The 22544-nt window shown below is 59.1% G+C and carries 18 protein-coding genes; 10 read left to right on the plus strand and 8 right to left on the minus strand.

Translation table 11 applies throughout. The annotated features are described in order from the left end of the window. Nucleotides 1-6: 6 nt before the first annotated feature. The 5 genes from ACA055_RS03975 to ACA055_RS03995 all read right to left on the minus strand — a co-directional run bounded on the left by ACA055_RS03975 (nt 7) and on the right by ACA055_RS03995 (nt 7893). Nucleotides 7-1017, minus strand: a complete 1011-nt coding sequence (locus ACA055_RS03975) for an ABC transporter permease subunit (protein ID WP_497682451.1) — start codon at nt 1015-1017, stop codon at nt 7-9. 74 nt (nt 1018-1091) lie between these two features. Beyond that, the gene (locus ACA055_RS03980) at nt 1092-2687 is read right to left on the minus strand and encodes an ABC transporter substrate-binding protein (protein WP_497682452.1); all 1596 of its coding nucleotides are present in this window, start codon (nt 2685-2687) and stop codon (nt 1092-1094) included. Between the two features lie 79 nt (nt 2688-2766). After that, entirely contained in the window at nt 2767-4185 is a 1419-nt protein-coding gene (locus ACA055_RS03985) for an OprD family porin (RefSeq protein ID WP_497682453.1), read from the minus strand. 173 nt (nt 4186-4358) lie between these two features. Beyond that, a complete protein-coding gene (locus ACA055_RS03990) occupies nt 4359-5960 on the minus strand; it encodes an ABC transporter substrate-binding protein (protein WP_497682454.1) in 1602 nt (533 codons plus the stop codon). Nucleotides 5961-6267: 307 nt separating this feature from the next. Next, nucleotides 6268-7893 carry an ABC transporter substrate-binding protein gene (locus tag ACA055_RS03995; protein WP_497682455.1) on the minus strand — a complete coding sequence of 542 codons (1626 nt, stop codon included), beginning with the start codon at nt 7891-7893 and terminating at the stop codon, nt 6268-6270. 820 nt (nt 7894-8713) lie between these two features. Between ACA055_RS03995 and ACA055_RS04000 the strand changes: the two genes are divergently transcribed. Next, a complete protein-coding gene (locus ACA055_RS04000; RefSeq protein ID WP_497682456.1) occupies nt 8714-8977 on the plus strand; it encodes a DUF6124 family protein in 264 nt (87 codons plus the stop codon). A gap of 173 nt (nt 8978-9150) precedes the next feature. Here ACA055_RS04000 and ACA055_RS04005 read toward each other — a convergent pair whose 3' ends face one another. After that, nucleotides 9151-9867: an SIMPL domain-containing protein gene (locus ACA055_RS04005; RefSeq protein ID WP_497682457.1), complete on the minus strand. Its 717-nt coding sequence runs from the start codon at nt 9865-9867 to the stop codon at nt 9151-9153. 321 nt (nt 9868-10188) lie between these two features. Between ACA055_RS04005 and ACA055_RS04010 the strand changes: the two genes are divergently transcribed. The 4 genes from ACA055_RS04010 (at nt 10189) to ACA055_RS04025 (ending at nt 14692) form a co-directional block, all read left to right on the plus strand. Further along, a complete protein-coding gene (locus tag ACA055_RS04010) occupies nt 10189-11451 on the plus strand; it encodes an ATP-binding protein (protein WP_497682458.1) in 1263 nt (420 codons plus the stop codon). Further along, entirely contained in the window at nt 11444-12010 is a 567-nt protein-coding gene (locus ACA055_RS04015) for a response regulator transcription factor (RefSeq protein ID WP_008148925.1), read from the plus strand. The genes ACA055_RS04010 and ACA055_RS04015 overlap by 8 nt, the downstream gene beginning before the upstream one ends. 97 nt (nt 12011-12107) lie before the next feature. Further along, a complete protein-coding gene (locus ACA055_RS04020) occupies nt 12108-13835 on the plus strand; it encodes an ABC transporter ATP-binding protein/permease (RefSeq protein WP_497682459.1) in 1728 nt (575 codons plus the stop codon). Between the two features lie 107 nt (nt 13836-13942). Continuing rightward, nucleotides 13943-14692, plus strand: a complete 750-nt coding sequence (locus ACA055_RS04025) for a FadR/GntR family transcriptional regulator (protein WP_046045828.1) — start codon at nt 13943-13945, stop codon at nt 14690-14692. Here ACA055_RS04025 and ACA055_RS04030 read toward each other — a convergent pair. Then, nucleotides 14689-14916: a hypothetical protein gene (locus tag ACA055_RS04030; protein WP_497682460.1), complete on the minus strand. Its 228-nt coding sequence runs from the start codon at nt 14914-14916 to the stop codon at nt 14689-14691. The genes ACA055_RS04025 and ACA055_RS04030 overlap by 4 nt on opposite strands. Nucleotides 14917-15118: 202 nt before the next feature. Further along, nucleotides 15119-15460, minus strand: a complete 342-nt coding sequence (locus tag ACA055_RS04035; protein ID WP_497682461.1) for a hypothetical protein — start codon at nt 15458-15460, stop codon at nt 15119-15121. Nucleotides 15461-15841: 381 nt separating this feature from the next. Here ACA055_RS04035 and kdgD point away from each other — a divergent pair, with 381 nt between their 5' ends. From kdgD to ACA055_RS04060, 5 genes are all read left to right on the plus strand, one after another. Further along, entirely contained in the window at nt 15842-16753 is a 912-nt protein-coding gene (gene kdgD, locus ACA055_RS04040) for a 5-dehydro-4-deoxyglucarate dehydratase (protein ID WP_150633960.1), read from the plus strand. A gap of 58 nt (nt 16754-16811) precedes the next feature. Continuing rightward, nucleotides 16812-18257 carry an aldehyde dehydrogenase family protein gene (locus ACA055_RS04045; RefSeq protein ID WP_497682462.1) on the plus strand — a complete coding sequence of 482 codons (1446 nt, stop codon included), beginning with the start codon at nt 16812-16814 and terminating at the stop codon, nt 18255-18257. A gap of 101 nt (nt 18258-18358) precedes the next feature. Continuing rightward, a complete protein-coding gene (locus tag ACA055_RS04050) occupies nt 18359-19726 on the plus strand; it encodes an MFS transporter (RefSeq protein WP_497682463.1) in 1368 nt (455 codons plus the stop codon). Between the two features lie 12 nt (nt 19727-19738). Continuing rightward, nucleotides 19739-21292, plus strand: coding sequence for a galactarate dehydratase (garD, locus tag ACA055_RS04055; RefSeq protein WP_497682464.1), 1554 nt, complete (start codon nt 19739-19741; stop codon nt 21290-21292). A 186-nt stretch (nt 21293-21478) separates the two neighbouring features. Beyond that, nucleotides 21479-22420, plus strand: coding sequence for an AEC family transporter (locus tag ACA055_RS04060; RefSeq protein WP_497682465.1), 942 nt, complete (start codon nt 21479-21481; stop codon nt 22418-22420). The last annotated feature ends 124 nt before the right edge of the window (nt 22421-22544 follow it).

Here is a 22544-nt window from a genome sequence, read left to right on the forward strand (position 1 = left end):
TTGATCTCAGCGCTGATGACGGATGCGTGGGTTGGCAAAGCCGTAGAGGATGTCCACCACGAAGTTGACCAGAATCACCAGGCAGGCGATTAACAGGATGCCGTTCTGCACCACGGGATAATCCCGTGCGCCAATGGCTTCGATCAGCCATTTGCCGATGCCCGGCCAGGAGAAGATGGTTTCGGTCAGGACCGCACCGGCCAGCAGGGTGCCGACTTGCAGGCCAACCACGGTCAACACCGGAATCAGCGCATTGCGCAGGCCGTGCACGAACACCACGCGCGAGGGCGACAGGCCTTTGGCGCGGGCGGTACGGATGTAGTCTTCACGCAGCACTTCGAGCATCGAAGAACGGGTCATCCGCGCAATCACCGCCAGCGGGATGGTGCCGAGCACGATGGCCGGCAGGATCAGGTGATGCAGGGCATCGAGGAACGCACCGACGTCATCGGCCAGCAGCGTATCGATCAGCATGAAGCCGGTGCGCGGCTCGATGTCGTAGAGCAGGTCGATCCGCCCGGACACCGGGGTCCAGCCCAGGGACACCGAGAAGAACATGATCAGGATCAGGCCCCACCAGAAGATCGGCATCGAATATCCCGCCAGGGAGATGCCCATCACCCCATGGTCGAACAGGGATCCTCGCTTGAGTGCCGCGATCACCCCGGCCAGGAGGCCCAGGATGCCGGCGAACAACAGGGCGGCCATGGACAGTTCCAGGGTCGCGGGGAATAGAGAACTGAACTCGGTCCAGACGCTTTCACGGGTACGCAGGGATTCGCCAAGATCGCCGTGGGCCAGTTTGCCGATGTAATCCAGGTATTGGGCATACAGGGGTTTGTTGAGGCCAAGGCGTTCCATTGCCTGAGCATGCATTTCGGGGTCGACCCGACGTTCGCCCATCATCACTTCCACGGGGTCGCCCGGAATCATGCGAATCAACGCGAAAGTCAGCAAGGTGATGCCGAAGAACGTGGGGATCAATAACCCCAATCGGCGGGCAATAAAACTAAACATCGTGTGGTGTACCTCATCAGCCGGTTAGGCGTGCCTGGCGTCCCTGGAGTCAGGGACGCCGGGAGTTTTCTTATCTACTTCACCTGGGTGGTGGCGAAGTTATTTGTGGTCAGAGGGCTGATTTGATAGCCCTCTACGTTGTTGCGCATTGCGGTGAACATACGGGTGTGGGCCATGCTGATCCAGGGTTGGTCCTGGTTAAAGACTTCCTGGGCTTGCTCATAGAGCGCTGCGCGTTCGGCCGGGTCAACTTTGGCCCGTGCCTGGTCGATCAGCGCCTGGAACTTCTCGTTGCACCAACGCGCGTAGTTTTCGCCGTTTTTGGCCGCCTCGCAACTGAGCATAGGCGTCAGGAAGTTATCCGGGTCACCGTTGTCGCCCGCCCATCCGGCGGAAACCATGTCGTGCTCGCCGTTTTTCGCGCGTTTGAGCATTTCGCCCCATTCCATCACACGAATATCGATCTTGATCCCGACCTTGGCCAGGTCGGCCTGCATCATCTGCGCGCCGAGCATCGGGTTCGGGTTGGTAGGGCCGCCACCGTTACGGGTGAACAGGGTAAACACGGTGCCATCCGGCACGCCGGCTTCCTTGAGCAGGGCGCGAGCCTTGTCCAGGTCACGGGGCGGGTTTTTCAGGGCGTGGTTGTAGCCCAGCAGGGTGTCCGGGTACGGGTTGACCGCCACGGTCGCATTGCCTTTGCCAAACAGCGCGTTGACGTAAGCCGCTTTATCGAAGGCGATGTCGATGGCTTTGCGCACCCGTACGTCGCTCATGTACTTGTGGGTGGTGTTCATGGCGATGTACGAGACGGTCATCGCGTTCAGTTCATCGACACTCAGCTTGGGGTCTTTCTTGATGCTCGGGATGTCATCGGGCTTGGGATACAGCGCGATCTGGCACTCGTTGGCCTTGAGCTTTTGCAGGCGCACGTTGTTGTCGGTGGCGATGGCCAGGATCAGCGCTTCAGCCGGTGGCTTGCCACGGAAGTAGTCCGGGTTGGCCTTGAAGCGCACCTGCGCGTCCTTGTTGTAGCGCTGGAAGACGAACGGGCCGGTGCCGACCGGTTTGTTGTTCAGCTCGCCGGTCTTGTCGGCCTTGAGCAACTGGTCGGCGTACTCGGCGGAATAGATCGAGGAGAAGGCCATGGCGATGTCCGCCAGGAACGGCGCCTCGCGGCGGGTCAGGGTGAATTTGACCGTGTTGTCGTCGACCTTCTCGACACTTTTGAGCAGTTCTTTGAAGCCCATGCTTTCAAAGTACGGGAAGCCCACGCTCGACTTGTTGTGCCACGGGTGTTTCGGGTCCAGCTGACGCTGGAAGCTCCAGACCACGTCGTCGGCATTCATGTCGCGGGTCGGCTTGAAGTATTCGGTGGTGTGGAACTTGACGCCTTTGCGCAGGTGGAACGTGTAGGTCAGACCGTCCTCGCTGATGTCCCAGGAGTCGGCCAGTGCCGGGATCACTTCAGTGGTGCCGGGCTTGAAGTCCGCCAGACGATTGAAGATGGTTTCGGCCACTGCATCGGCGGTGACTGCAGTCGTGTACTGGACCATGTCGAAGCCTTCCGGACTGGCTTCGGTGCACACCACCAGGGGCTTGGCCGAGACGCCGACAGCGACACTCAGCAACGCGGCAGCGATGGCCGCACGTAGGGGAAGCATTTTCATCAAGAACCCTCTGCAATCGGTTAGAAGGACAAAAGCCGAACGGCCGATTCGTCACTGAATCAGCCGTTCGGCCGGTGCATTACAGGATGTTGAACGGGATGGTGGTCACGAGACGGAACTCGTTGATGCTGCCATCGGCCTGATTTTCACTGGCACGGTGAGCCGTGTAGGTCGCGCGGATAGCGGTGGCCTTGAGCGGGCCGCTCTGCACGGCATACGCAGCACCGATACCGTATTCATAGTGGTGTTCGCCGTCCATCGACTGCACGCCGTCGTAACCGCCGCCTGCATAGTGAGTACCGTCGATGCCCCAGCCGCGAGCCTGGTAAATGTTGAACTTGAGGCCTGGAACGCCGTATTCAGCCATGTTCAGACCGTAGGCTACCTGGAAGGATTTCTCGTTCGGGCCGTTGAAGTCCGACAGCAGGGAGTTGGCCAGGTAGATGCCGTTGGTTTCGTGCAGGTAGTCGAAGTACTCGTTACCGTTCACTTCCTGGTACGAGAAGGTCAGGCTGTGGGCCTGGTGGGTCAGGCCCAGCGACAGGGAGTAGGTGTCGTTGTCGATTTCGCCCAACAGCTTTTTGCCTTCGTCGACGGTTTTGTAATAGTTCAGGCCAGTGGTCAGGCTCAGTACCGAACTGTCGCCCAACACGTGGCTGGCGCCGAAGTAGTACTGGTTCCACAGGTCTTCAGCCTGGGTGCCCCAGACGCTGGTGGTCAGGCTGGCGAACGGCTGGTAGGTGATACCGGCGGTGTTGACGTGATCGGCCTCGGCCGAAGGATCACCGTATTCGGAGCGGAACTTGCGCTGGCTTTGTTCCATACGCGGAGAGTTGCGGTCGAAGGTGCCGATGTCGAAGGACAGGTTCTCCAGCTCTTCGCTGTGCAGGCTCACACCTTCAAAGCTCGAAGGCAGGGCACGGTTACCGATGACGTCTACTTGCGGGCTGCTGAAGTTCTGGCGGCCGGCGGTCAGGGTGGTGTTGGAGACGCGCGCCTTGACGTTGGCCAGGCCCAGTTTGCTCCATTGGTCGACTGCGTCGCCGCCACTTTCGGTCAGGGTGCGGTTGTTGCCGCGGCCACTGCGGCCTGGCTCAGGAGCGCCGCCGTTTGCGGAAGCGAGGTCCTTGCGATCACGGTCCAGAGCAATGGCGTTGTAGGCGGCCACTTCGGTACTAAAGCCGACAGTGCCTTCAGTGAAACCCGAGTTGTACTTGATGATCGTGCCTTGCACCCAGTTGATGCGTCGATCAGTCGGGGTCAGGACGCCGTCTTTGCGATAGGAAAAATTACCGCCACGCTTCAGTTGTTCGTTGGCATACCAGTTACGCGTGGTGCCGCTGATCGATTGACCGTCAACGAAACCTTTGGCTTCACCTTGGGCGCTGGTCGTTTTCACGGTAACCGGGGTAAACGCCTGGCTCTGGGATTCTGCGTAAGCCGTGGCGGTCACGCTGCTGATGGCCAAGGCCAATATCGCGGTGCTGCTCAGTTTCATGGGTGAAGCTCCTTACTTTCTTTTTTTTAATGCCGGTCTTTTTTGGTGATCCGGCTATTTGGTTTACAACTCATTCAAGGCATCGCAAACGTTTGCTGTTTGCCTGATCGGCGAATTACGGCAATACGCTTGCGTGAGGGCGGAATCCGCCCCCAGCGTTTTTGGCTAATCGGTTATTTTTCCAGGCTGACGCCCGAGAACACGTTACGGCCGAAGGGGCTGACCTTGAACCCTTCGACTTTGGCGCTCAACGGCTGGTTAACCGTCGAGTGGGCGACTGGCGTAATCGGTACCTGTTGCTTGAGGTACTGTTGCGCCTGTTTGTAAAGCACGGTGCGTTGGTCACGGTCGGTGACGACCTTGGCCTGCTTGATCAGCTTGTCGTAAGCCGGATCACACCACATGGAGTAGTTGTTGCCGCCAATGGCGTCACAGCTGTACAGCGTGCCGAGCCAGTTGTCCGGGTCCCCGTTGTCACCGGTCCAGCCGATCAGGCTGACGTCGTGCTCGCCATTCTTGGTGCGCTTGATGTACTCGCCCCATTCGTAGCTGACGATCTTGACCTTGAGCCCGATCTTCGCCCAGTCAGCCTGAAGCATCTCGGCCATCAACTTGGCGTTGGGGTTGTACGGACGCTGGACCGGCATGGCCCATAGCGTGATTTCGGTGCCTTCCTTCACGCCGGCAGCCTTGAGCAGTTCCTTGGCTTTTTCCGGGTTGTAGACGGTGTCCTTGATGGTCTCGTCGTAAGACCATTGGGTCGGTGGCATGGCGTTGACCGCCAGTTGACCCGCACCTTGGTAGACGGCGTTGAGAATGCCTTGCTTGTTGACCGCCATGTCCAGCGCCTGGCGCACTTCGAGTTGGTCGAACGGCTTGTGGCGCACGTTGTAGGCGATGTAGCCGAGGTTGAATCCAGGTTTCTCGATGAGCTTGAGTTTGGAGTCGTTCTTCAGCGCAGTCACGTCGGCCGGGCGCGGATGCAGAGTGATCTGGCATTCGTTGGCCTTGAGCTTCTGTACCCGCACCGAGGCGTCGGTGTTGATCGAGAAAATCAGGTTGTCGAGCTTGACCCGGCTCGGGTCCCAGTACTGCTTGTTGCCGGTGTAACGGATGTTGGAGTCTTTCTGGTAACTCTTGAACGCAAATGGTCCGGTACCGATCGGCTTCTGGTTGATGTCGGTCGGTTTGCCTTCGGCCAGCAGTTTGTCGGCGTATTCGGCCGAGAGAATGGCGGCGAAACTCATGGCGATGTTCTGGATGAACGCGGCGTCGACGCTGTTGAGCGTCATGACCACGGTCAGCGGCCCGGTCTTCTCGACTTTGGCAATGTTCTTGTTCAGGCTCATCCCATTGAAATACGGGAACTCGGTCGGATAAGCCTTACGGAACGGTTGCTGCGGATCGAGCATGCGATTGAACGTGAACAGCACGTCATCGGCATTGAAATCACGGGTTGGCGTGAAGTACGGGGTCGTGTGGAATTTCACCCCTTCGCGCAGGTGAAAGGTGTACTTGAGGCCGTCTTCGGAAATATCCCAGCTGGTCGCCAGGCCGGGTACGACGTTGGTGGCACCTTTTTCGAACTCTGCGAGTCGGTTGTACAACGGCTCGGCGGCATCGTTATCGGTCGATGTCGTGTACTGCGCGGTGTCGAAGCCGGCCGGGCTGCCTTCGGAGCAGAACACCAGGCTGTTACTGGCGGCGTGGCTGATGGAAGTGGCGGCCAACAGGCCGGTGCCCAGCAATGCGGATAAAAGCAAGGAATGGCGCATGACGCTCTCTCTCTTGTTTGGTGTTTTGACAATGAGCCCTCGCCCCGTCCGGGGAGCTGGAGGCCTCACTGCGCACAAGCCATGACGTGCAGCAAATAAACCGATGACCCACGCATGTACTGGTCGGATCCCGACGGTATGAACCGTGGGTCCGGCAGTAAATGCGTAGAGTCCGAAAGACTCGTAGGAAATGGCGACGCGTCCTAACCCTCTGCTGCACTACACAGCGGATTCGGATGTAAGCGAATTCCTACTTTCTCGGTAGATAAAGCAACGGCGACGTTTAAAACGTCGCCGTTGCAAAACCTTACTTGCTGACGCTGACGCCGTAGAAGGAGTTCAAGCCGAATGGGCTGATCTTGAAGTCCTGCACGTTGGCGCGCATGGGTTGGAACACCGTCGAGTGAGCGATAGGTGTCATTGGAACGGCATCTTTGAGGACGTGTTGCGCCTGTTTGTACAGTTCGGTGCGCTTGCCCTGATCGGTAGTGCGCTTGGCTTCTTTAACGATGCCGTCGAACTTCTTGTCGCACCACTTGGAGAAGTTGTTGCCCTGCAGCGAGTCGCAGCCGAACAGCACGTTGAGCCAGTTGTCCGGGTCACCGTTGTCGCCGCTCCAGCCAATCAGCATCGCGCCATTTTCGCCACCTTTGGAACGCTTGATGTACTCGCCCCATTCGTAGGTCACGATCTTGGCCTTGATACCGACCTTGGCCCAGTCGGACTGCAGCATTTCAGCCATCAACTTGGCGTTCGGGTTGTACGGACGCTGAACCGGCATCGCCCACAGGTTGATTTCGGTGCCTTCCTTGATACCGGCTTCCTTGAGCAGCTCCTTGGCTTTCTCAGGGTTGTACGGCGCATCCTTGATGGTGGTGTCGTAGGACCACTGGGTCGGCGGCATGGCGTTGACCGCCAGTTGGCCGGCGCCTTGGTAAACGGAGTCGATGATCTGCTGCTTGTTGACGGCCATGTCCAGTGCCTGACGCACTTTCAATTGAGCCATCGGGTTCGGCTGATCGCTGCCCTTGATCTTGTCCATCACGTTGTAGGCGATGTAACCCAGGTTGAAACCGGCCTGGTTAGGCAGCTTCAGGGTCTTGTCTGCTTCCAGCGCCTTCAGGTCGGCCGGACGAGGGAACAGGGTGACCTGGCACTCGTTCTTCTTCACCTTCTGGATGCGTACCGACGGGTCGGTGGTGATGGCGAAGATCAGGTTGTCGATCTTGACGTCGTCAGGCTTCCAGTAGTCCTTGTTCCCGGTGTAGCGGATGTTGGAGTCTTTCTGGTAGCTCTTGAACACGAACGGACCAGTGCCGATCGGCTTCTGGTTGATGTCGGCGGGTTTGCCTTCCTTGAGCAGCTGGGCAGCGTACTCGGCGGACTGCACCGAGGCGAAGCTCATGGCCATGTTCTGGATGAACGCGGCATCAACTTCCTTGAGGGTGAACTTGACGGTGTGGTCGTCGACTTTATCGATCTTGGTGATGTTGGTATCCATCCCCATGTCGGTGAAGTACGGGAATTCGGTCGGGTACGCCTTACGGAACGGGTCGTTCTTGTCAATCATGCGATTGAAGGTGAACAGCACGTCGTCGGCGTTGAACTCACGAGTCGGCTTGAAATACGGGGTGGTGTGGAACTTGACGCCTTCGCGCAGGTGGAAGGTGTACGTCAGGCCGTCATCGGAAATGTCCCACTTGGTCGCCAGACCAGGAATCACGGCGGTGCCGCCGCGCTCGAACTGAGTCAGACGGTTGAACATGGTTTCTGCAGAGGCGTCGAAGTCGGTTCCGGTGGTGTACTGACCAGGATCAAAACCGGCCGGGCTGCCTTCGGAGCAGAACACCAGGTTAGTCGCCGCTTGGGCGAAAGGTGCGCTAGCTAACAAGCCTGCGCCGACTAAAAACGGAATGACCGCGTGTTTAAGCATGGTGGCCTCATGATTTGTTGTCATTTTTTGATTTTGAGGACGACCTCGTGAGTCGTGCCTGCGGATACTTATGCAGGGGCCATACCCAATGCAAGATCCTGAGCGGTCACAAGCCTTAAACAGTGGCACGAACGTACCTTAATGTCGCATATGTATAAATTGGCGCGCATTTGACCGTTTGCGCACGGTTTTTTCGGTGCGAACGGCGCACCGGCAAGGGGCGGCTCTGGCGCCAGGTGCACCCGGTTGGAGCGAGGTGTTACTTATTTATACCTGGGTGATGTGGGGTGGGGTGGATGGGTGCAACCGCCTAAGCACGCGTTCGGCCGTACCAGCGAGTGATCGTTCTTCGCGAGCAAGCCCGCTCCCACATTTGATCTTCAGCGGACACAAAATAGGTGAACACTGAAGATCCAATGGGGGAGCGGGCTTGCTCGCGAAGACGGCCTCATTATCGACCAGCCTCTTCCGGTTGCACCCAAGATCAGCTGCGAGAGTTTTTTGTGTTTAAAAGTGTTCGAAAGCACCAGACCTTTCCCACACATCTTTCAGGTTGTCCGTCGGAAGCGGGCTCTCTAGTCTTTGTGTGTCGCTGAAATCTCAGCGATCGGGAGTGAGATCCCGGGAGTATGAATCCAGTACCAGTACCACCATAATTGCCGCCGGCTTATCCGCTGCCTGCAATGCTTTATGGCGGCTGTGTGCGGGCAGGCTTCGGTCTGGCCGGTTCTACTCCCGGTAATCTCACACCGCACATAGCTGCCACCCATTTCGCCGAGTGAGATCGGCAAGTGATGGCTCTCAAATCGAGTAGATGACCTTGGATAAATTAATCCCTGATCCACCCTTCTATACCAAACCCAATCACTCCAACCCCATGTTCCTGATCGCCCCCAACATGGACACCGAAAGCCTCCTGGCCCACGCCTGTGAGTCGTTGGCCTCAGCCAGTGTCATGGCCAGTGATTTCGCCACTTACCTGACCGGCCCGCAACGAAGCACGGCGCTGGCCATTGCGCAGATCGTCATGTTGGCGGAGCTGGCGGTGAACCGGGCGTTGGATAACGTCGATCCGCAGGGGTAGGTCGGAATTCAGTCTGAACCACCGCGTTATCGTTCCTCGCGAGCAAGCCCGCTCCCACATTAGATCTTCAGTGTTCACCTATTTTGTGTCCGCTGAAGATCCAATGTGGGAGCGGGCTTGCTCGCGAATGCAGTGGATCAGTCAGTAAATAACCCGACTGACCCACCACGACATCAAGGCATCAACACTTCAATCGCCCCATCCGCCGTCATGCTGACCTGGCTGGTGCCGGCCTCGACTTCAGGCGTTACTGGTGCGCCGTCCATGCTGGCCGCTTTCATCATCATCGGCCCGCGCATGTACGGTTGTGGATAACCGTTGCTGTTCAGGTTCAGGTTGACGATTTTGTAACCCTTGCCGCCCAAGGCGTCCGTGGCCAGTTGGGCGCGGGCCTTGAAGGCGCTGACGGCTTCTTTGAGCAGGGCGTCTTCGCTGGCCTTGCGGGTTGGAGTGGCGATGGCGAAGTCCATGCCGCCCATTTTCAGGTCGGTGAGCAATTCGCCGGTCAGCTTCGACAGCGCGGCGAAGTCCGAGCTTTCCAGGCGCAGTTCAGCGCGTTCACGCCAGCCGGTGATCTTCTGGCCCTTGGTGTCGTAGATCGGGTAGCTGTTGCGGCTGCCCTGGCGCAGGGTGATGTCTTTGACCTGTTTGGCCTGGGCCAGCGCCTTGTTCATGGTGGTGCTGACGTCGGCGGCGAGTTTGGTCGGGTCGGTGTTTTGTTCTTCGGTGTAGAGGGTCACGATCATCAGGTCGCGGGCCACTTCCTGGCTGACTTCGGCGCGCAGGGAAATCTGGTTGTAATGAAGCTCGTCGGCGGCCAGGGCCGGGAGGCTGGCGACGGTACCAACGCTTAAGGCAAGAAGGGCGGCGCTGCGGCGGAAACTGTGCATGAAAACTCCTTGGGCGGTGCGCAGGGGTAATGGTCCGAGCCTGCGTGAAACCATCAGACTCTAGCTTTAATGATCCGGTTCGCACAGTTACAACTTCTATACAGATCGCTCATCGGTAGCCGCATCGCAGTCAATCGCGGGCAAGCCACGCTCCCGCATTAGAATGGGTTTCCCTGTGGGAGCGTGGCTTGCCCGCGATGGCGGTCCTATAGACGCCACAATCCTTTCTGCCATGTGGCCGTTTGCCGCACTTTTGCCTGCCAGCCTCCGTGCTTGGTTATACTCCGTGCGATCCGCCTGGAGCGCTCATCAGGAGAGCTCATGCTCGCCCCCGTTCAAATCACTTCCGCAACCCGCCAGAACCTCTGGCGGCTGACGTTCATCCGCACGTTGGTGCTGGCCGCCCAGGCCGGTTCCGTGGGCCTGGCCTACTGGCTCGATCTGCTGCCGCTGCCCTGGTTTCAACTGGCCGCGACCCTCGGTTGCTCAATGCTGTTGTGCGCGTTCACGGCGATTCGCCTGCGCACCTCGTGGCCGGTCACCGAACTCGAATACGCCGTGCAACTGGCCTGCGACCTGTTTATCCACAGTGCCTTGCTGTATTTCTCCGGCGGCTCGACCAACCCCTTCGTCTCTTATTACCTGGTGCCGCTGACCATCGCCGCCGTGACGCTGCCGTGGCGTTATTCGGTGATTCTGTCCGGCATCGCGCTGACGATGTACACCCTGTTGCTGGCGCGCTTCTATCCGCTGCAAACCTTCCCGATCGCTCGGGAGAACCTGCAGGTCTATGGGATGTGGCTGAGCTTTGCCTTGGCCGCAGCGGTTATTACATTCTTTGCCGCACGCATGGCCGAAGAGCTGCGCCGTCAGGAAGAACTGCGCGCCATCCGTCGCGAAGAAGGCCTGCGCGATCAGCAACTGCTGGCCGTCGCGACCCAGGCGGCCGGCGCGGCGCATGAACTGGGCACGCCCCTGGCGACCATGAGCGTATTGCTCAAGGAGATGCGTCAGGACCATCACGACCCGATGTTGCAGGACGATCTGAGTGTGCTGCAGGATCAGGTCAAACTCTGTAAAGAGACCTTGCAGCAACTGGTGCGCGCCGCCGAGGCCAATCGTCGATTGGCGGTGGAGATGCAGGACGTCACCGACTGGCTCGACGAAGCGCTGAACCGCTGGCACTTGATGCGCCCCGAAGCCAGTTACCGCTTCCAGCGTCTTGGCCAAGGCAGCGTGCCGCGCATGGCGCCGCCGCCGGACCTGACCCAGGCGCTGCTGAATTTGCTCAACAACGCCGCCGACGCTTGCCCCGAAGGGTTGCAAGTGACGCTGGACTGGAATGCCGAGGACCTGACCATCAGCATTCGCGACCACGGCGCCGGTGTGCCGCTGGCCATCGCCGAGCAGATTGGCAAACCGTTTTTTACCACCAAGGGCAAAGGTTTCGGCCTGGGCCTGTTTTTGAGCAAGGCCAGCGTGACACGCGCCGGCGGCTCAGTGAAACTCTACAGTCATGAGGAAGGCGGCACGCTCACCGAGCTGCGCCTGCCCCGTGTCGCCCGAGGAGACGAACATGAGTGACGAGATCCAAGTCGAAGGCGAAGGCGAAGAACTGCCGCATTTGCTGCTGGTAGACGACGACGCAACTTTCACCCGCGTAATGGCCCGTGCCATGGCCCGTCGCGGCTTTCGCGTCAGCACTGCCGGTTCCGCCGAAGAAGGCCTGACCATCGCCCAGGCCGACCTGCCGGATTACGCCGCGCTGGACCTGAAAATGGACGGCGATTCTGGCCTGGTGCTGTTGCCCAAGCTGCTGGAACTGGACCCGGAAATGCGCGTGGTGATCCTCACCGGTTACTCGAGCATTGCCACCGCCGTCGAGGCGATCAAGCGCGGCGCCTGTAATTATCTGTGCAAACCGGCGGACGCCGACGACGTGCTGGCCGCGCTGCTGTCCGAGCACGCCGACCTCGACACCCTGGTGCCGGAAAACCCGATGTCCGTGGACCGCCTGCAGTGGGAACACATCCAGCGCGTGCTGACCGAGCACGAAGGCAACATCTCCGCTACTGCCCGTGCCCTGGGCATGCACCGCCGCACGCTGCAGCGCAAACTGCAAAAGCGCCCCGTTCGTCGCTGAACCTGCGCTGAACGAATGCCGGCCGCACCTCGCGAGGAACCGAACCGATCATCTATGATCGGTTCGTGTGTGTTCTTTTCTTTATCGAGCCTTATCCATGAATCAGAACGCTGAATATTCCGCGGTCAATGATGCTGTGCGCGGGCAGTTTTTTCGCAAAGTCTGGGCGATGATCACGCCTTACTGGCGCAGCGAAGAGAAGGGCAAGGCCTGGACGTTGTTGATTGCCGTAATTGCGCTGTCGCTGTTCAGCGTAGCGATTTCGGTGTGGATCAACAGTTGGTACAAGGATTTCTACAACGCCCTGCAGAAGAAGGACGAAGCGGCTTTCTGGCAGTTGATCCTGTATTTCTGCGGCATCGCGGCGGTGGCGATCCTTGGCGCGGTGTATCGGCTCTACCTGACGCAGATGCTGACGATTCGCTGGCGGGCCTGGCTCACCGAGAAACACTTCACCCGCTGGCTCGGCAACAAAAACTACTACCAGTTGGAACAGGGCGGTTACACCGATAACCCGGACCAACGGATTTCCGAAGACCTCAACAAATTCACCGCCAATACCTTGGGCCTGGGCCTTGGTTTGATCCGCAACATCGTCAGCCTGGTGTCGTTCTCGATCATTTTGTGGGGGGTGTCGGGCAGCATCGAAGTGTTCGGCTTCACCATTCCCGGCTATATGTTCTGGTGTGCGCTGGTGTATGCAGCGGTGGGTAGCTGGCTGACGCATTTGATCGGTCGGCGCTTGATCGGCCTCACCAACAATCAACAACGCTTCGAAGCCGACCTGCGTTTCTCCATGGTACGGATTCGCGAGAATGCCGAAAGCATTGCGCTGTACAACGGCGAACCCAACGAGAACCGTCGCTTGAGCAGCCGCTTCAGCCTGGTCTGGCACAACTTCTGGGACATCATGCGCGTGTCCAAGCGCCTGACCTTCTTCACCTCCGGTTATGCCCAGATCGCAATCATCTTCCCGTTCATGGTCGCCGCGCCGCGTTACTTCACGGGCAAGATCGAGCTCGGTGAACTGATGCAAATCAACTCCGCTTTCGGCAACGTGCAGGAGAACTTCAGCTGGTTCATCAGCGCGTACCAGGACCTCGCCGAATGGCGCGCCACCTGTGATCGTCTGCTCAGTTTCCGCCAAGCCATGACCGACAACGAAGAACGCGCACCGGCTATTGATGTGCAGAATTCAGGCTCGGGGTTGAAGGTGCACAACCTCGGCCTCGACCTGGCGGACGGTCGTCACTTGCTCACTAACGCCGACATGACTGTGGAGGAGGGCGAGCGCGTCATGCTCAGCGGTCGTTCCGGCAGCGGTAAATCGACCTTGCTGCGGGCGATGGGGCATTTGTGGCCGGCGGGCCACGGCAGCATTCGTCTGCCGACGGCGCGGTATCTGTTCCTGCCGCAAAAGCCTTATTTGCCGATTGGCACATTGCGAGAGGCGCTGAGTTATCCACAGCCCGGCGAAACCTATCCGCATGAGCGCTACGTGCATGTGCTGGAAACGTGTCGCTTGCCGCATCTGGTCTCGCGCCTGGATGAAGCGAATCACTGGCAGCGCATGTTGTCGCCGGGTGAACAGCAACGTTTGGCTTTCGCCCGTGCGCTGCTGTTTGCGCCGCAATGGCTGTATATGGACGAAGCGACCTCGGCGATGGATGAAGAGGATGAAGCGTCGCTGTATCAGGCGTTGATCGATGAGTTGCCGGGGCTGAGCATTGTCAGCGTCGGCCATCGCAGCAGTTTGAAACGCTTCCATCCACGGCACGTCCGCATCGAAAACGGACATCTGGTGGATCAGACCGTGACCGCTTGAACACCACAAGCCCGCTCCCACAGGGGCCAGTGTTCACCGACGGTGATCGTACAACCATGTTGAGCTATGATGCGGTTTCAGCCGAACTTTCGAGAAAGACGTTCACCATGGAAAACCCGATCGACGCACCTCGCCTCCCTCGCAAGCGCCGCAGCCTCGCTCAGGAACTGGTGACGGTGTTGTCCGAGCAGATCCGCGACGGTCACCTCAAGCGCGGCGACAAATTGCCCACCGAGTCGGCGATCATGGATGCCCATGGTGTCAGTCGCACCGTGGTGCGCGAAGCGATTTCCCGTTTGCAGGCGGCCGGGCAGGTGGAAACCCGTCACGGCATCGGCACCTTCGTGCTCGATACACCGAGCCCGAGCGGTTTCCGTATCGATCCGGCAACGGTGGTCACCTTGCGTGATGTGTTGGCGATTCTCGAACTGCGCATCAGCCTGGAAGTGGAATCCGCCGGCCTCGCCGCGCAACGGCGCAGCCCCGAGCAGCTGGCGCTGATGCGAGCGGCGCTGGACGCGCTGAATGAAAGTGTTTCCCACGCCAGCGATGCGGTGGCCTCGGACTTCCAGTTCCACTTGCAAATCGCTCTGGCGACCGGCAACCGCTACTTCACCGACATCATGACCCACCTGGGCACCAGCATCATTCCGCGCACGCGGCTGAACTCGGCGCGCCTGGCCCATGACGACCAGCAGCACTATATGAATCGCCTGAGCCGAGAGCACGAAGAGATTTATGACGCGATTGCACGGCAGGATTCCGATGCGGCCCGTGCGGCGATGCGCTTGCACCTGACGAATAGCCGTGAACGACTGCGCCATGCCCATGAAGAAGCAGAGGCGCAGCGGGGTTAGGAGCGTTCTGGGCCTTTCACCATCTCCGTATCGTAATCGATGTACTCAATGGAGTTGTCGCCCAACACCGTGAATTTTTTTTGGATGATTTTCCAGGTGTACCCCGGCATCAATTTAAACTCGACCCAATCTCCGATGTTTGCGTGGAGGTCGAATTCCATTGGCATCTCCCGCGCCTGCTGAGGGGCATCGGACGGAAATTTAAATCGCTGTATTGTTTTCATGAGCGCTAACCTGAGCAGTGATTGAGCGCCGATTTAGCCTTGTTCAGAGACGGCTCAAAACTGTTAGAAATAACAGTTTCGATGAACGGTCAGCGTACATTCGCACCTTCCGCTGCGCCCCGCCTGATGCCTTCGCGAGCAAGCCCGCTCCTACGCTTGCTCTGCGGTGGACACGTTGTTTGTGAACGCCAGAGACAATGAGCTATTTTTCAATGCGCAGCATTACCGGTTCCGAACTCATCGCCATGCTGGATTCCCCGATGGTCTGGTAGCGCAGCATGAGGGTTTGGCCAACATATTTCGCCAGTGTTTTTTTAGCGACATACACTTTCAACCCCTGCAGCTTTTCAAACTCTCCAGCCTCCTCGTTCCAGCTTCCTGCCGAAATTTTGTCTCCGCGCCAGTGCGGATTTTCCTCATCGACTCCGAGGATTGCATAAACGGTGCCTTCTGGAAAAACGTCGGAGGAATCCGGTATGCGGATTTCCAGCTGAGTTTTGAGGGTCGACAGTTTCAGAACAACAATCGGGGCTGCGAGCGCCATGATGAATCTCCTTTCATCGTTGAAAGAGGCCGTAACGAATGTGCGGCCGGAGCCAGGCTCCTGAGGGGGATTTATCTCGCTCGTTGATTCGGCTCGATACTGTTGGAAATAACAGAGGCGACGAGTGGTTATGGTTTCGCATCGCCGAGGATGGATCGGCACCGCGCTATGCAAGCTTGTCCTCAGACAACGTATCACCTCTATTCGAACGCTCTGCTGCTCTGATTCCAGAGCCGTTACGGGGATTTTTTGCCCAGTTTTTGTTGCCCGGCGATGAAATGCAGTTGACGGTTATTATTTAAGTTGTACGATGACCTACAACTCGGCCGCAGGCTGAATGGTTTTCTCACAACAAACGTCGCTACCCAGGGTGTTCGAATAATGAATCCACAAGAACTGAAGTCCATCCTCTCTTCCGGTCTGCTGTCTTTCCCGGTCACCGATTTCAATGCCCAGGGCGATTTCAACCGCGCTGGCTACATCAAGCGTCTGGAATGGCTGGCCCCATACGGCGCCTCGGCTCTGTTCGCCGCGGGCGGCACCGGTGAGTTTTTCTCTCTGGCGGCCAGCGAATATTCGGAAATCATCAAGACGGCCGTCGACACTTGCGAAACCAGCGTGCCGATTCTGGCGGGTGTGGGCGGTTCGACCCGTCAAGCCATCGAATACGCTCAGGAAGCCGAGCGTCTGGGCGCCAAAGGCCTGTTGCTGCTGCCGCACTACCTGACCGAAGCCAGCCAGGACGGCGTTGCCGCCCACGTTGAAGCCGTGTGCAAATCGGTAAAAATCGGCGTGGTGGTTTACAACCGTAACGTCTGCCGCCTGACCGCGCCGCTGCTGGAACGTCTGGCCGAGCGTTGCCCGAACCTGATCGGCTACAAGGATGGCCTGGGCGATATCGAGTTGATGGTGTCGATCCGTCGCCGCCTCGGTGATCGCTTCAGCTACCTGGGCGGCTTGCCGACCGCCGAAGTCTACGCCGCGGCCTACAAGGCGCTGGGCGTGCCGGTTTACTCCTCGGCGGTGTTCAACTTCATCCCGAAAACCGCGATGGATTTCTACCACGCGATCGCTCGTGAAGATCACGCAACCGTCGGCAAGATCATCGACGACTTCTTCCTGCCGTACCTGGACATCCGTAACCGCAAAGCAGGTTACGCGGTGAGCATCGTCAAGGCTGGGGCAAAAATTGCCGGCTATGACGCAGGTCCTGTGCGTGCACCGCTGACCGATCTGCTGCCAGAAGAGTACGAAGCTCTGGCCGCGCTGATCGACAAGCAGGGCGCGCAGTAAAAACCGATTAAACAAGGCCGCTGAGCAATCAGCGGCCTTTTGCGTGAGGAGAATTGTTGTGGCTGATACAAAGCGTTTCGATAACTACATCAACGGCCAATGGGCTGCGGGTTCCGACTACTCGGCGAACATCAACCCGTCTGAGTTGACCGACACCATCGGTGACTACGCCAAGGCTGATCTGGCCCAGGTTCACGCCGCCATCGACGCCGCCCGCGCCGCGTTCCCGGCCTGGTCGACTTCCGGCATTCAGGCTCGCCACGATTCCCTGGATAAAGTCGGTACTGAAATCCTCGCCCGTCGCGAAGAGCTCGGCACTCTGCTGGCCCGGGAAGAGGGCAAGACCCTGCCTGAAGCCATCGGCGAAGTGACCCGCGCCGGCAACATTTTCAAGTTCTTCGCCGGTGAATGCCTGCGCTTGTCCGGCGACTATCTGCCGTCGGTGCGTCCGGGTGTCAACGTCGAAGTCACTCGCGAAGCGCTGGGCGTGGTCGGTCTGATCACCCCGTGGAACTTCCCAATCGCGATCCCTGCGTGGAAAATCGCTCCGGCCCTGGCCTACGGCAACTGCGTCGTGCTGAAACCGGCCGATCTGGTACCGGGTTGCGCCTGGGCGCTGGCTGAAATCATCTCCCGCGCAGGCTTCCCGGCCGGCGTGTTCAACCTGGTCATGGGCAGCGGTCGAGTGGTTGGCGATGCACTGGTGCAGAGCCCGAAAGTCGATGGCATCAGCTTCACCGGTTCCGTCGGTGTGGGTCGTCAGATCGCCGTCAACTGCGTCTCGCGCCAGGCCAAGGTTCAGCTGGAAATGGGCGGCAAGAACCCGCAGATCATTCTCGACGACGCCGACCTCAAGCAAGCGGTCGAACTGTCGGTCCAGAGCGCGTTCTACTCCACCGGCCAGCGTTGCACCGCTTCGAGCCGCTTCATCGTCACCGCCGGGATTCACGACAAGTTCGTCGAAGCCATGGCTGAGCGCATGAAGTCGATCAAGGTCGGCCACGCATTGAAAACCGGCACCGACATCGGTCCGGTGGTCTCGCAAGCGCAGCTTGAACAGGACATGAAATACATCGACATCGGCCAGTCCGAAGGTGCGCGCCTGGTCAGCGGCGGTGGTCTGGTGACCTGCGACACCGAAGGCTATTACCTCGCGCCAACCCTGTTCGCCGACAGCGAAGCCGCGATGCGTATCAGCCGTGAAGAGATCTTCGGCCCGGTGGCCAACATCGTCCGCGTAGCGGATTACGAAGCAGCACTGGAAATGGCCAACGACACCGAGTTCGGTCTGTCGGCGGGCATTGCCACCACGTCGTTGAAGTACGCCAACCACTTCAAGCGCCACTCCCAGGCCGGGATGGTGATGGTCAACCTGCCGACCGCTGGCGTGGACTACCACGTTCCATTCGGCGGGCGTAAAGGTTCATCCTATGGATCACGTGAGCAAGGCCGCTATGCGCAAGAGTTTTACACGGTCGTAAAAACTGCCTACATCGGATCGTAACCCCCGCTGCACCCGCGCGAGGCCTTTGCCTGAGGCCTTGCGCGGCACAAGACCAAAGAATGTTTTACCCGCATAAAAATAATCAGTGGGAGTACATCTACATGCAATCCACCCAAAAGCCGACTCACGTCCGCTATTTGATTTTGCTCATGCTTTTTCTGGTGACCACGATCAACTACGCCGACCGGGCCACCATCGCCATCGCGGGCTCCAGCCTGCAAAAAGACCTCGGCATCGACGCGGTCACCCTTGGGTACATCTTCTCTGCATTCGGTTGGGCCTACGTGGCCGGGCAGATTCCCGGTGGCTGGCTGCTGGACCGTTTCGGTTCGAAAAAAATCTACGCGCTCAGCATTTTCACCTGGTCGCTGTTCACCGTGCTGCAGGGCTATGTCGGTGAATTCGGCATGTCCACGGCGGTGGTTGCGCTGTTTATGCTGCGCTTCCTGGTGGGCCTGGCCGAAGCGCCATCCTTCCCCGGCAACGCGCGCATTGTGGCGGCCTGGTTCCCGACGGCGGAACGCGGTACGGCGTCTGCGATCTTCAACTCGGCGCAATATTTCGCCACTGTTCTGTTCGCGCCGTTGATGGGTTGGATCGTCTACAGCTTTGGCTGGCAGCACGTGTTCATCGTCATGGGCGTGATCGGCATCGTCTTCTCGGGGATCTGGCTGAAGGTGATCTACAGCCCGCGCCAACACCCGATGATCAATGACGCAGAGTTCAAGCACATCGCCGACAACGGCGGCATGGTCGACATGGACCAGGACAAAGGCAAAGGCAAAAAGGCCGATGGTCCGAAGTGGGATTACATCCGTCAGTTGCTCACCAACCGCATGATGCTCGGCGTGTACCTCGGCCAATACTGCATTAACGGCATCACTTACTTCTTCCTGACCTGGTTCCCGGTGTACCTGGTGCAAGAACGCGGCATGACCATTCTCAAGGCCGGTTTCATTGCCTCGTTGCCGGCAATCTGCGGCTTCATCGGTGGTGTGCTTGGCGGTGTGATTTCTGACTACCTGCTGCGCAAAGGCCACTCCCTGACCTTCGCCCGCAAGGCACCGATCATTGCTGGTTTGCTGGTCTCCAGCAGCATCGTGGCCTGCAACTATGTCGATGTTGAGTGGATGGTCGTCGGCTTCATGGCTCTGGCATTCTTCGGCAAAGGCGTGGGTGCACTGGGCTGGGCCGTGGTGTCCGACACGTCGCCGAAACAGATCGCCGGTCTCAGCGGTGGCCTGTTCAACACCTTCGGCAACATCGCGTCGATCACCACACCCATTGTCATCGGCTACATCATCAGCTCCACCGGTTCGTTCAAGTGGGCTCTGGTGTTCGTCGGTTGCAACGCACTGGTGGCGGTATTCAGCTACCTGGTCATCGTCGGGCCGATCAAACGCGTGGTGCTCAAAGAGCCGCCAAGCACCGGTCCTGAACTGAGCAAATTATCCGAAGCGCATTCCTGAAGGAGCGGCGTCATGCAGTTGATTGAACATTCTGACTCGCCGCGCTACATCCGCCTGCACGAGCGGGACAATGTGGTGATCGTGGTTAACGATCAGGGCGTACCGGCCGGCACCGAATTTCCGGACGGTCTGGTGACCGTGGACTTCGTGCCGCAGAGCCACAAGGTCACCCTCGAGGATATCCCCGAGGGCGGCCAGGTGATTCGTTACGGCCAGACCATCGGCTACGCCTTGCAGCCAATTCCGCGCGGCAGCTGGGTCAAGGAAGATCAACTGCGCATGCCGACCGCGCCACCGCTGGACAGCCTGCCGCTGTCCACCGAAGTGCCGGCCGCGCAGGCACCGCTGGAAGGTTATACGTTCGAGGGTTTTCGCAACGCCGACGGCACTGTCGGCACGCGTAACATTCTCGGGATCACCACCACGGTTCAATGCGTCACCGGCGTGCTCGATCATGCGGTCAAGCGCATCAAGGACGAGTTGCTGCCCAAGTACCCGAACGTCGATGACGTGGTGGCGCTGACCCACAGTTACGGCTGTGGCGTGGCGATCACCGCCACGGACGCGTACATCCCGATCCGCACCGTTCGCAACCTGGCGCGCAATCCGAACCTGGGCGGCGAAGCCTTGGTGATCGGCCTGGGCTGCGAGAAATTGCAGGCCGGGCAGGTGATGCACGAGAACGACAGCTCGGTGGATTTGAGCGAACCGTGGCTGTACCGCTTGCAGGATTCCAGTCACGGTTTTACCGAGATGATCGAGCAGATCATGGAGCTGGCCGAGACCCGATTGAAAAAGCTCGACCAGCGTCGCCGGGAAACCGTGCCGGCGTCCGAGCTGATTCTGGGCATGCAGTGCGGCGGCAGCGATGCGTTCTCCGGCATCACCGCCAACCCGGCCCTGGGTTATGCCTCGGACCTGTTGCTGCGCGCCGGTGCGACGGTGATGTTTTCCGAAGTCACCGAAGTGCGCGACGCGATTTACCTGCTGACGTCCCGCGCGGAAACCGAAGAAGTTGCGCAGGAACTGGTGCGGGAAATGGACTGGTACGACCGTTACCTGGCCAAGGGCGAAGCGGATCGCAGTGCCAACACCACGCCGGGCAACAAGAAGGGCGGGTTGTCGAACATTGTCGAGAAGTCCCTGGGCTCGATCGTCAAGTCCGGCAGCAGCGCGATCAATGGCGTGCTGGGCCCTGGCGAGCGGTTCAAGCGCAAAGGGCTGATCTTCTGCGCGACTCCGGCCAGTGATTTTGTCTGCGGGACATTGCAGTTGGCGGCGGGCATGAACCTGCATGTGTTCACTACCGGTCGTGGCACGCCTTACGGTTTGGCCATGGCGCCGGTGGTGAAGGTGTCGACCCGGACCGAACTGGCGCAACGCTGGCCGGACCTGATCGATATCGATGCCGGGCGGATTGCCACCGGGCGTGCGTCGATCGAGGATCTCGGCTGGGAGTTGTTCCACTACTATCTGGACGTGGCCAGCGGCAAGAAACAGACGTGGGCAGAGCAGCACAAGCTGCATAACGACATCACTTTGTTCAACCCGGCGCCGATTACCTGAGACCGAGTTATCGTTCTTCGCGAGCAAGCCCGCTCCCACATTTGATCTGTTGCGCACACATTATTTGTGATCGCCATAGATCCAGTGTGGGAGCGGGCTTGCTCGCGAAGGCGGTCTACCAGACGCAAGCATCCTTAGTGGCTTATCATTAGCCCCCTAACGACGCCCACCAAGGTTCTCCCCGGCATGCTGGCTATCTTCCTCGAAACCCTGAACATCACCGCGCCGGTGTTTGCCATGCTGTTTCTGGGTGTGCTGCTCAAGCGCATCGACTGGATCAACGACAACTTCATTCACACAGCGTCGGCCCTGGTGTTCAACGTCACCATGCCGGCGTTGCTGTTTCTGGGCATCCTGCATGCCGACCTGCACGCCGCGTTGCAACCGGCGCTGCTGATCTATTTCTCGCTCGCCACGCTGGCGTGCTTCGCCATCGCCTGGGGCTGGGCGATCTGGAAGTGTCCTCGGGAGGACCGGGGGATTTACACCCAGGGCGCCTTTCGCGGCAACAACGGGGTCATTGGCCTGGCATTGGCCGCGAGCATGTACGGCGACTACGGGATTTCCCTCGGGGCGATTCTCGCGGCGCTGGTGATCCTGTTCTACAACACGCTGTCGACCATCGTGCTGGCGGTCTACAGCCCGGTGATCAAATCCGATCCGTGGAGCATCTGCAAAAGCGTGATGGTCAATCCTCTGATCATTAGCGTGATTGCGGCGGCGCCGTTTGCGTACTTTCAGATCGGCTTGCCAGGTTGGCTGGAAACGTCTGGCCAGTACCTGGCGCAAACCACATTGCCCCTGGCGCTGATCTGCATCGGCGGCACGCTGTCGCTGGCGGCGTTGCGCAAAAGCGGCAACATGGCGCTCAGTTCAAGCCTGGTGAAGATGATCGGCCTGCCGGTGCTGGCGACGCTGGGCGCGTGGCTTTGGGGCTTTCGTGGGGCGGAGTTGGGGATACTGTTTCTGTACTTCGGCAGCCCGACCGCCGCCGCCAGTTTTGTCATGGCCCGGGCGGCGAATGGCAATCATGAACTGGCGGCAGCGATCATCGTAATCACCACATTGATGGCGGCGATCACCACCAATATCGGGATCTTTTTGTTGCAGTGGGGGGAGTGGATCTAGCTTCAGGATTCGCGGCGTTTTATAGGGCCTCTTCGCGAGCAAGCCCGCTCCCACATTTGGAATGCAATCTCCTGTGGGAGCGGGCTTGCTCGCGAAGACGGCTGAACAGTCACCACTAATGCCA

The sequence above is a fragment of the Pseudomonas sp. LBUM1657 genome (genome assembly GCF_059716075.1).

Coding starts and splice junctions, on each gene's coding strand:
- ACA055_RS03975 (WP_497682451.1), bottom strand. CDS start 1,017: ATGTTTAGTTTTATTGCCCGCCGATTGGGGTTATTGATCCCCACGTTC.
- ACA055_RS03980 (WP_497682452.1), bottom strand. CDS start 2,687: ATGAAAATGCTTCCCCTACGTGCGGCCATCGCTGCCGCGTTGCTGAGT.
- ACA055_RS03985 (WP_497682453.1), bottom strand. CDS start 4,185: ATGAAACTGAGCAGCACCGCGATATTGGCCTTGGCCATCAGCAGCGTG.
- ACA055_RS03990 (WP_497682454.1), bottom strand. CDS start 5,960: ATGCGCCATTCCTTGCTTTTATCCGCATTGCTGGGCACCGGCCTGTTG.
- ACA055_RS03995 (WP_497682455.1), bottom strand. CDS start 7,893: ATGCTTAAACACGCGGTCATTCCGTTTTTAGTCGGCGCAGGCTTGTTA.
- ACA055_RS04005 (WP_497682457.1), bottom strand. CDS start 9,867: ATGCACAGTTTCCGCCGCAGCGCCGCCCTTCTTGCCTTAAGCGTTGGT.
- ACA055_RS04010 (WP_497682458.1), top strand. CDS start 10,189: ATGCTCGCCCCCGTTCAAATCACTTCCGCAACCCGCCAGAACCTCTGG.
- ACA055_RS04015 (WP_008148925.1), top strand. CDS start 11,444: ATGAGTGACGAGATCCAAGTCGAAGGCGAAGGCGAAGAACTGCCGCAT.
- ACA055_RS04020 (WP_497682459.1), top strand. CDS start 12,108: ATGAATCAGAACGCTGAATATTCCGCGGTCAATGATGCTGTGCGCGGG.
- ACA055_RS04025 (WP_046045828.1), top strand. CDS start 13,943: ATGGAAAACCCGATCGACGCACCTCGCCTCCCTCGCAAGCGCCGCAGC.
- ACA055_RS04030 (WP_497682460.1), bottom strand. CDS start 14,916: ATGAAAACAATACAGCGATTTAAATTTCCGTCCGATGCCCCTCAGCAG.
- ACA055_RS04035 (WP_497682461.1), bottom strand. CDS start 15,460: ATGGCGCTCGCAGCCCCGATTGTTGTTCTGAAACTGTCGACCCTCAAA.
- kdgD (WP_150633960.1), top strand. CDS start 15,842: ATGAATCCACAAGAACTGAAGTCCATCCTCTCTTCCGGTCTGCTGTCT.
- ACA055_RS04050 (WP_497682463.1), top strand. CDS start 18,359: ATGCAATCCACCCAAAAGCCGACTCACGTCCGCTATTTGATTTTGCTC.
- garD (WP_497682464.1), top strand. CDS start 19,739: ATGCAGTTGATTGAACATTCTGACTCGCCGCGCTACATCCGCCTGCAC.
- ACA055_RS04060 (WP_497682465.1), top strand. CDS start 21,479: ATGCTGGCTATCTTCCTCGAAACCCTGAACATCACCGCGCCGGTGTTT.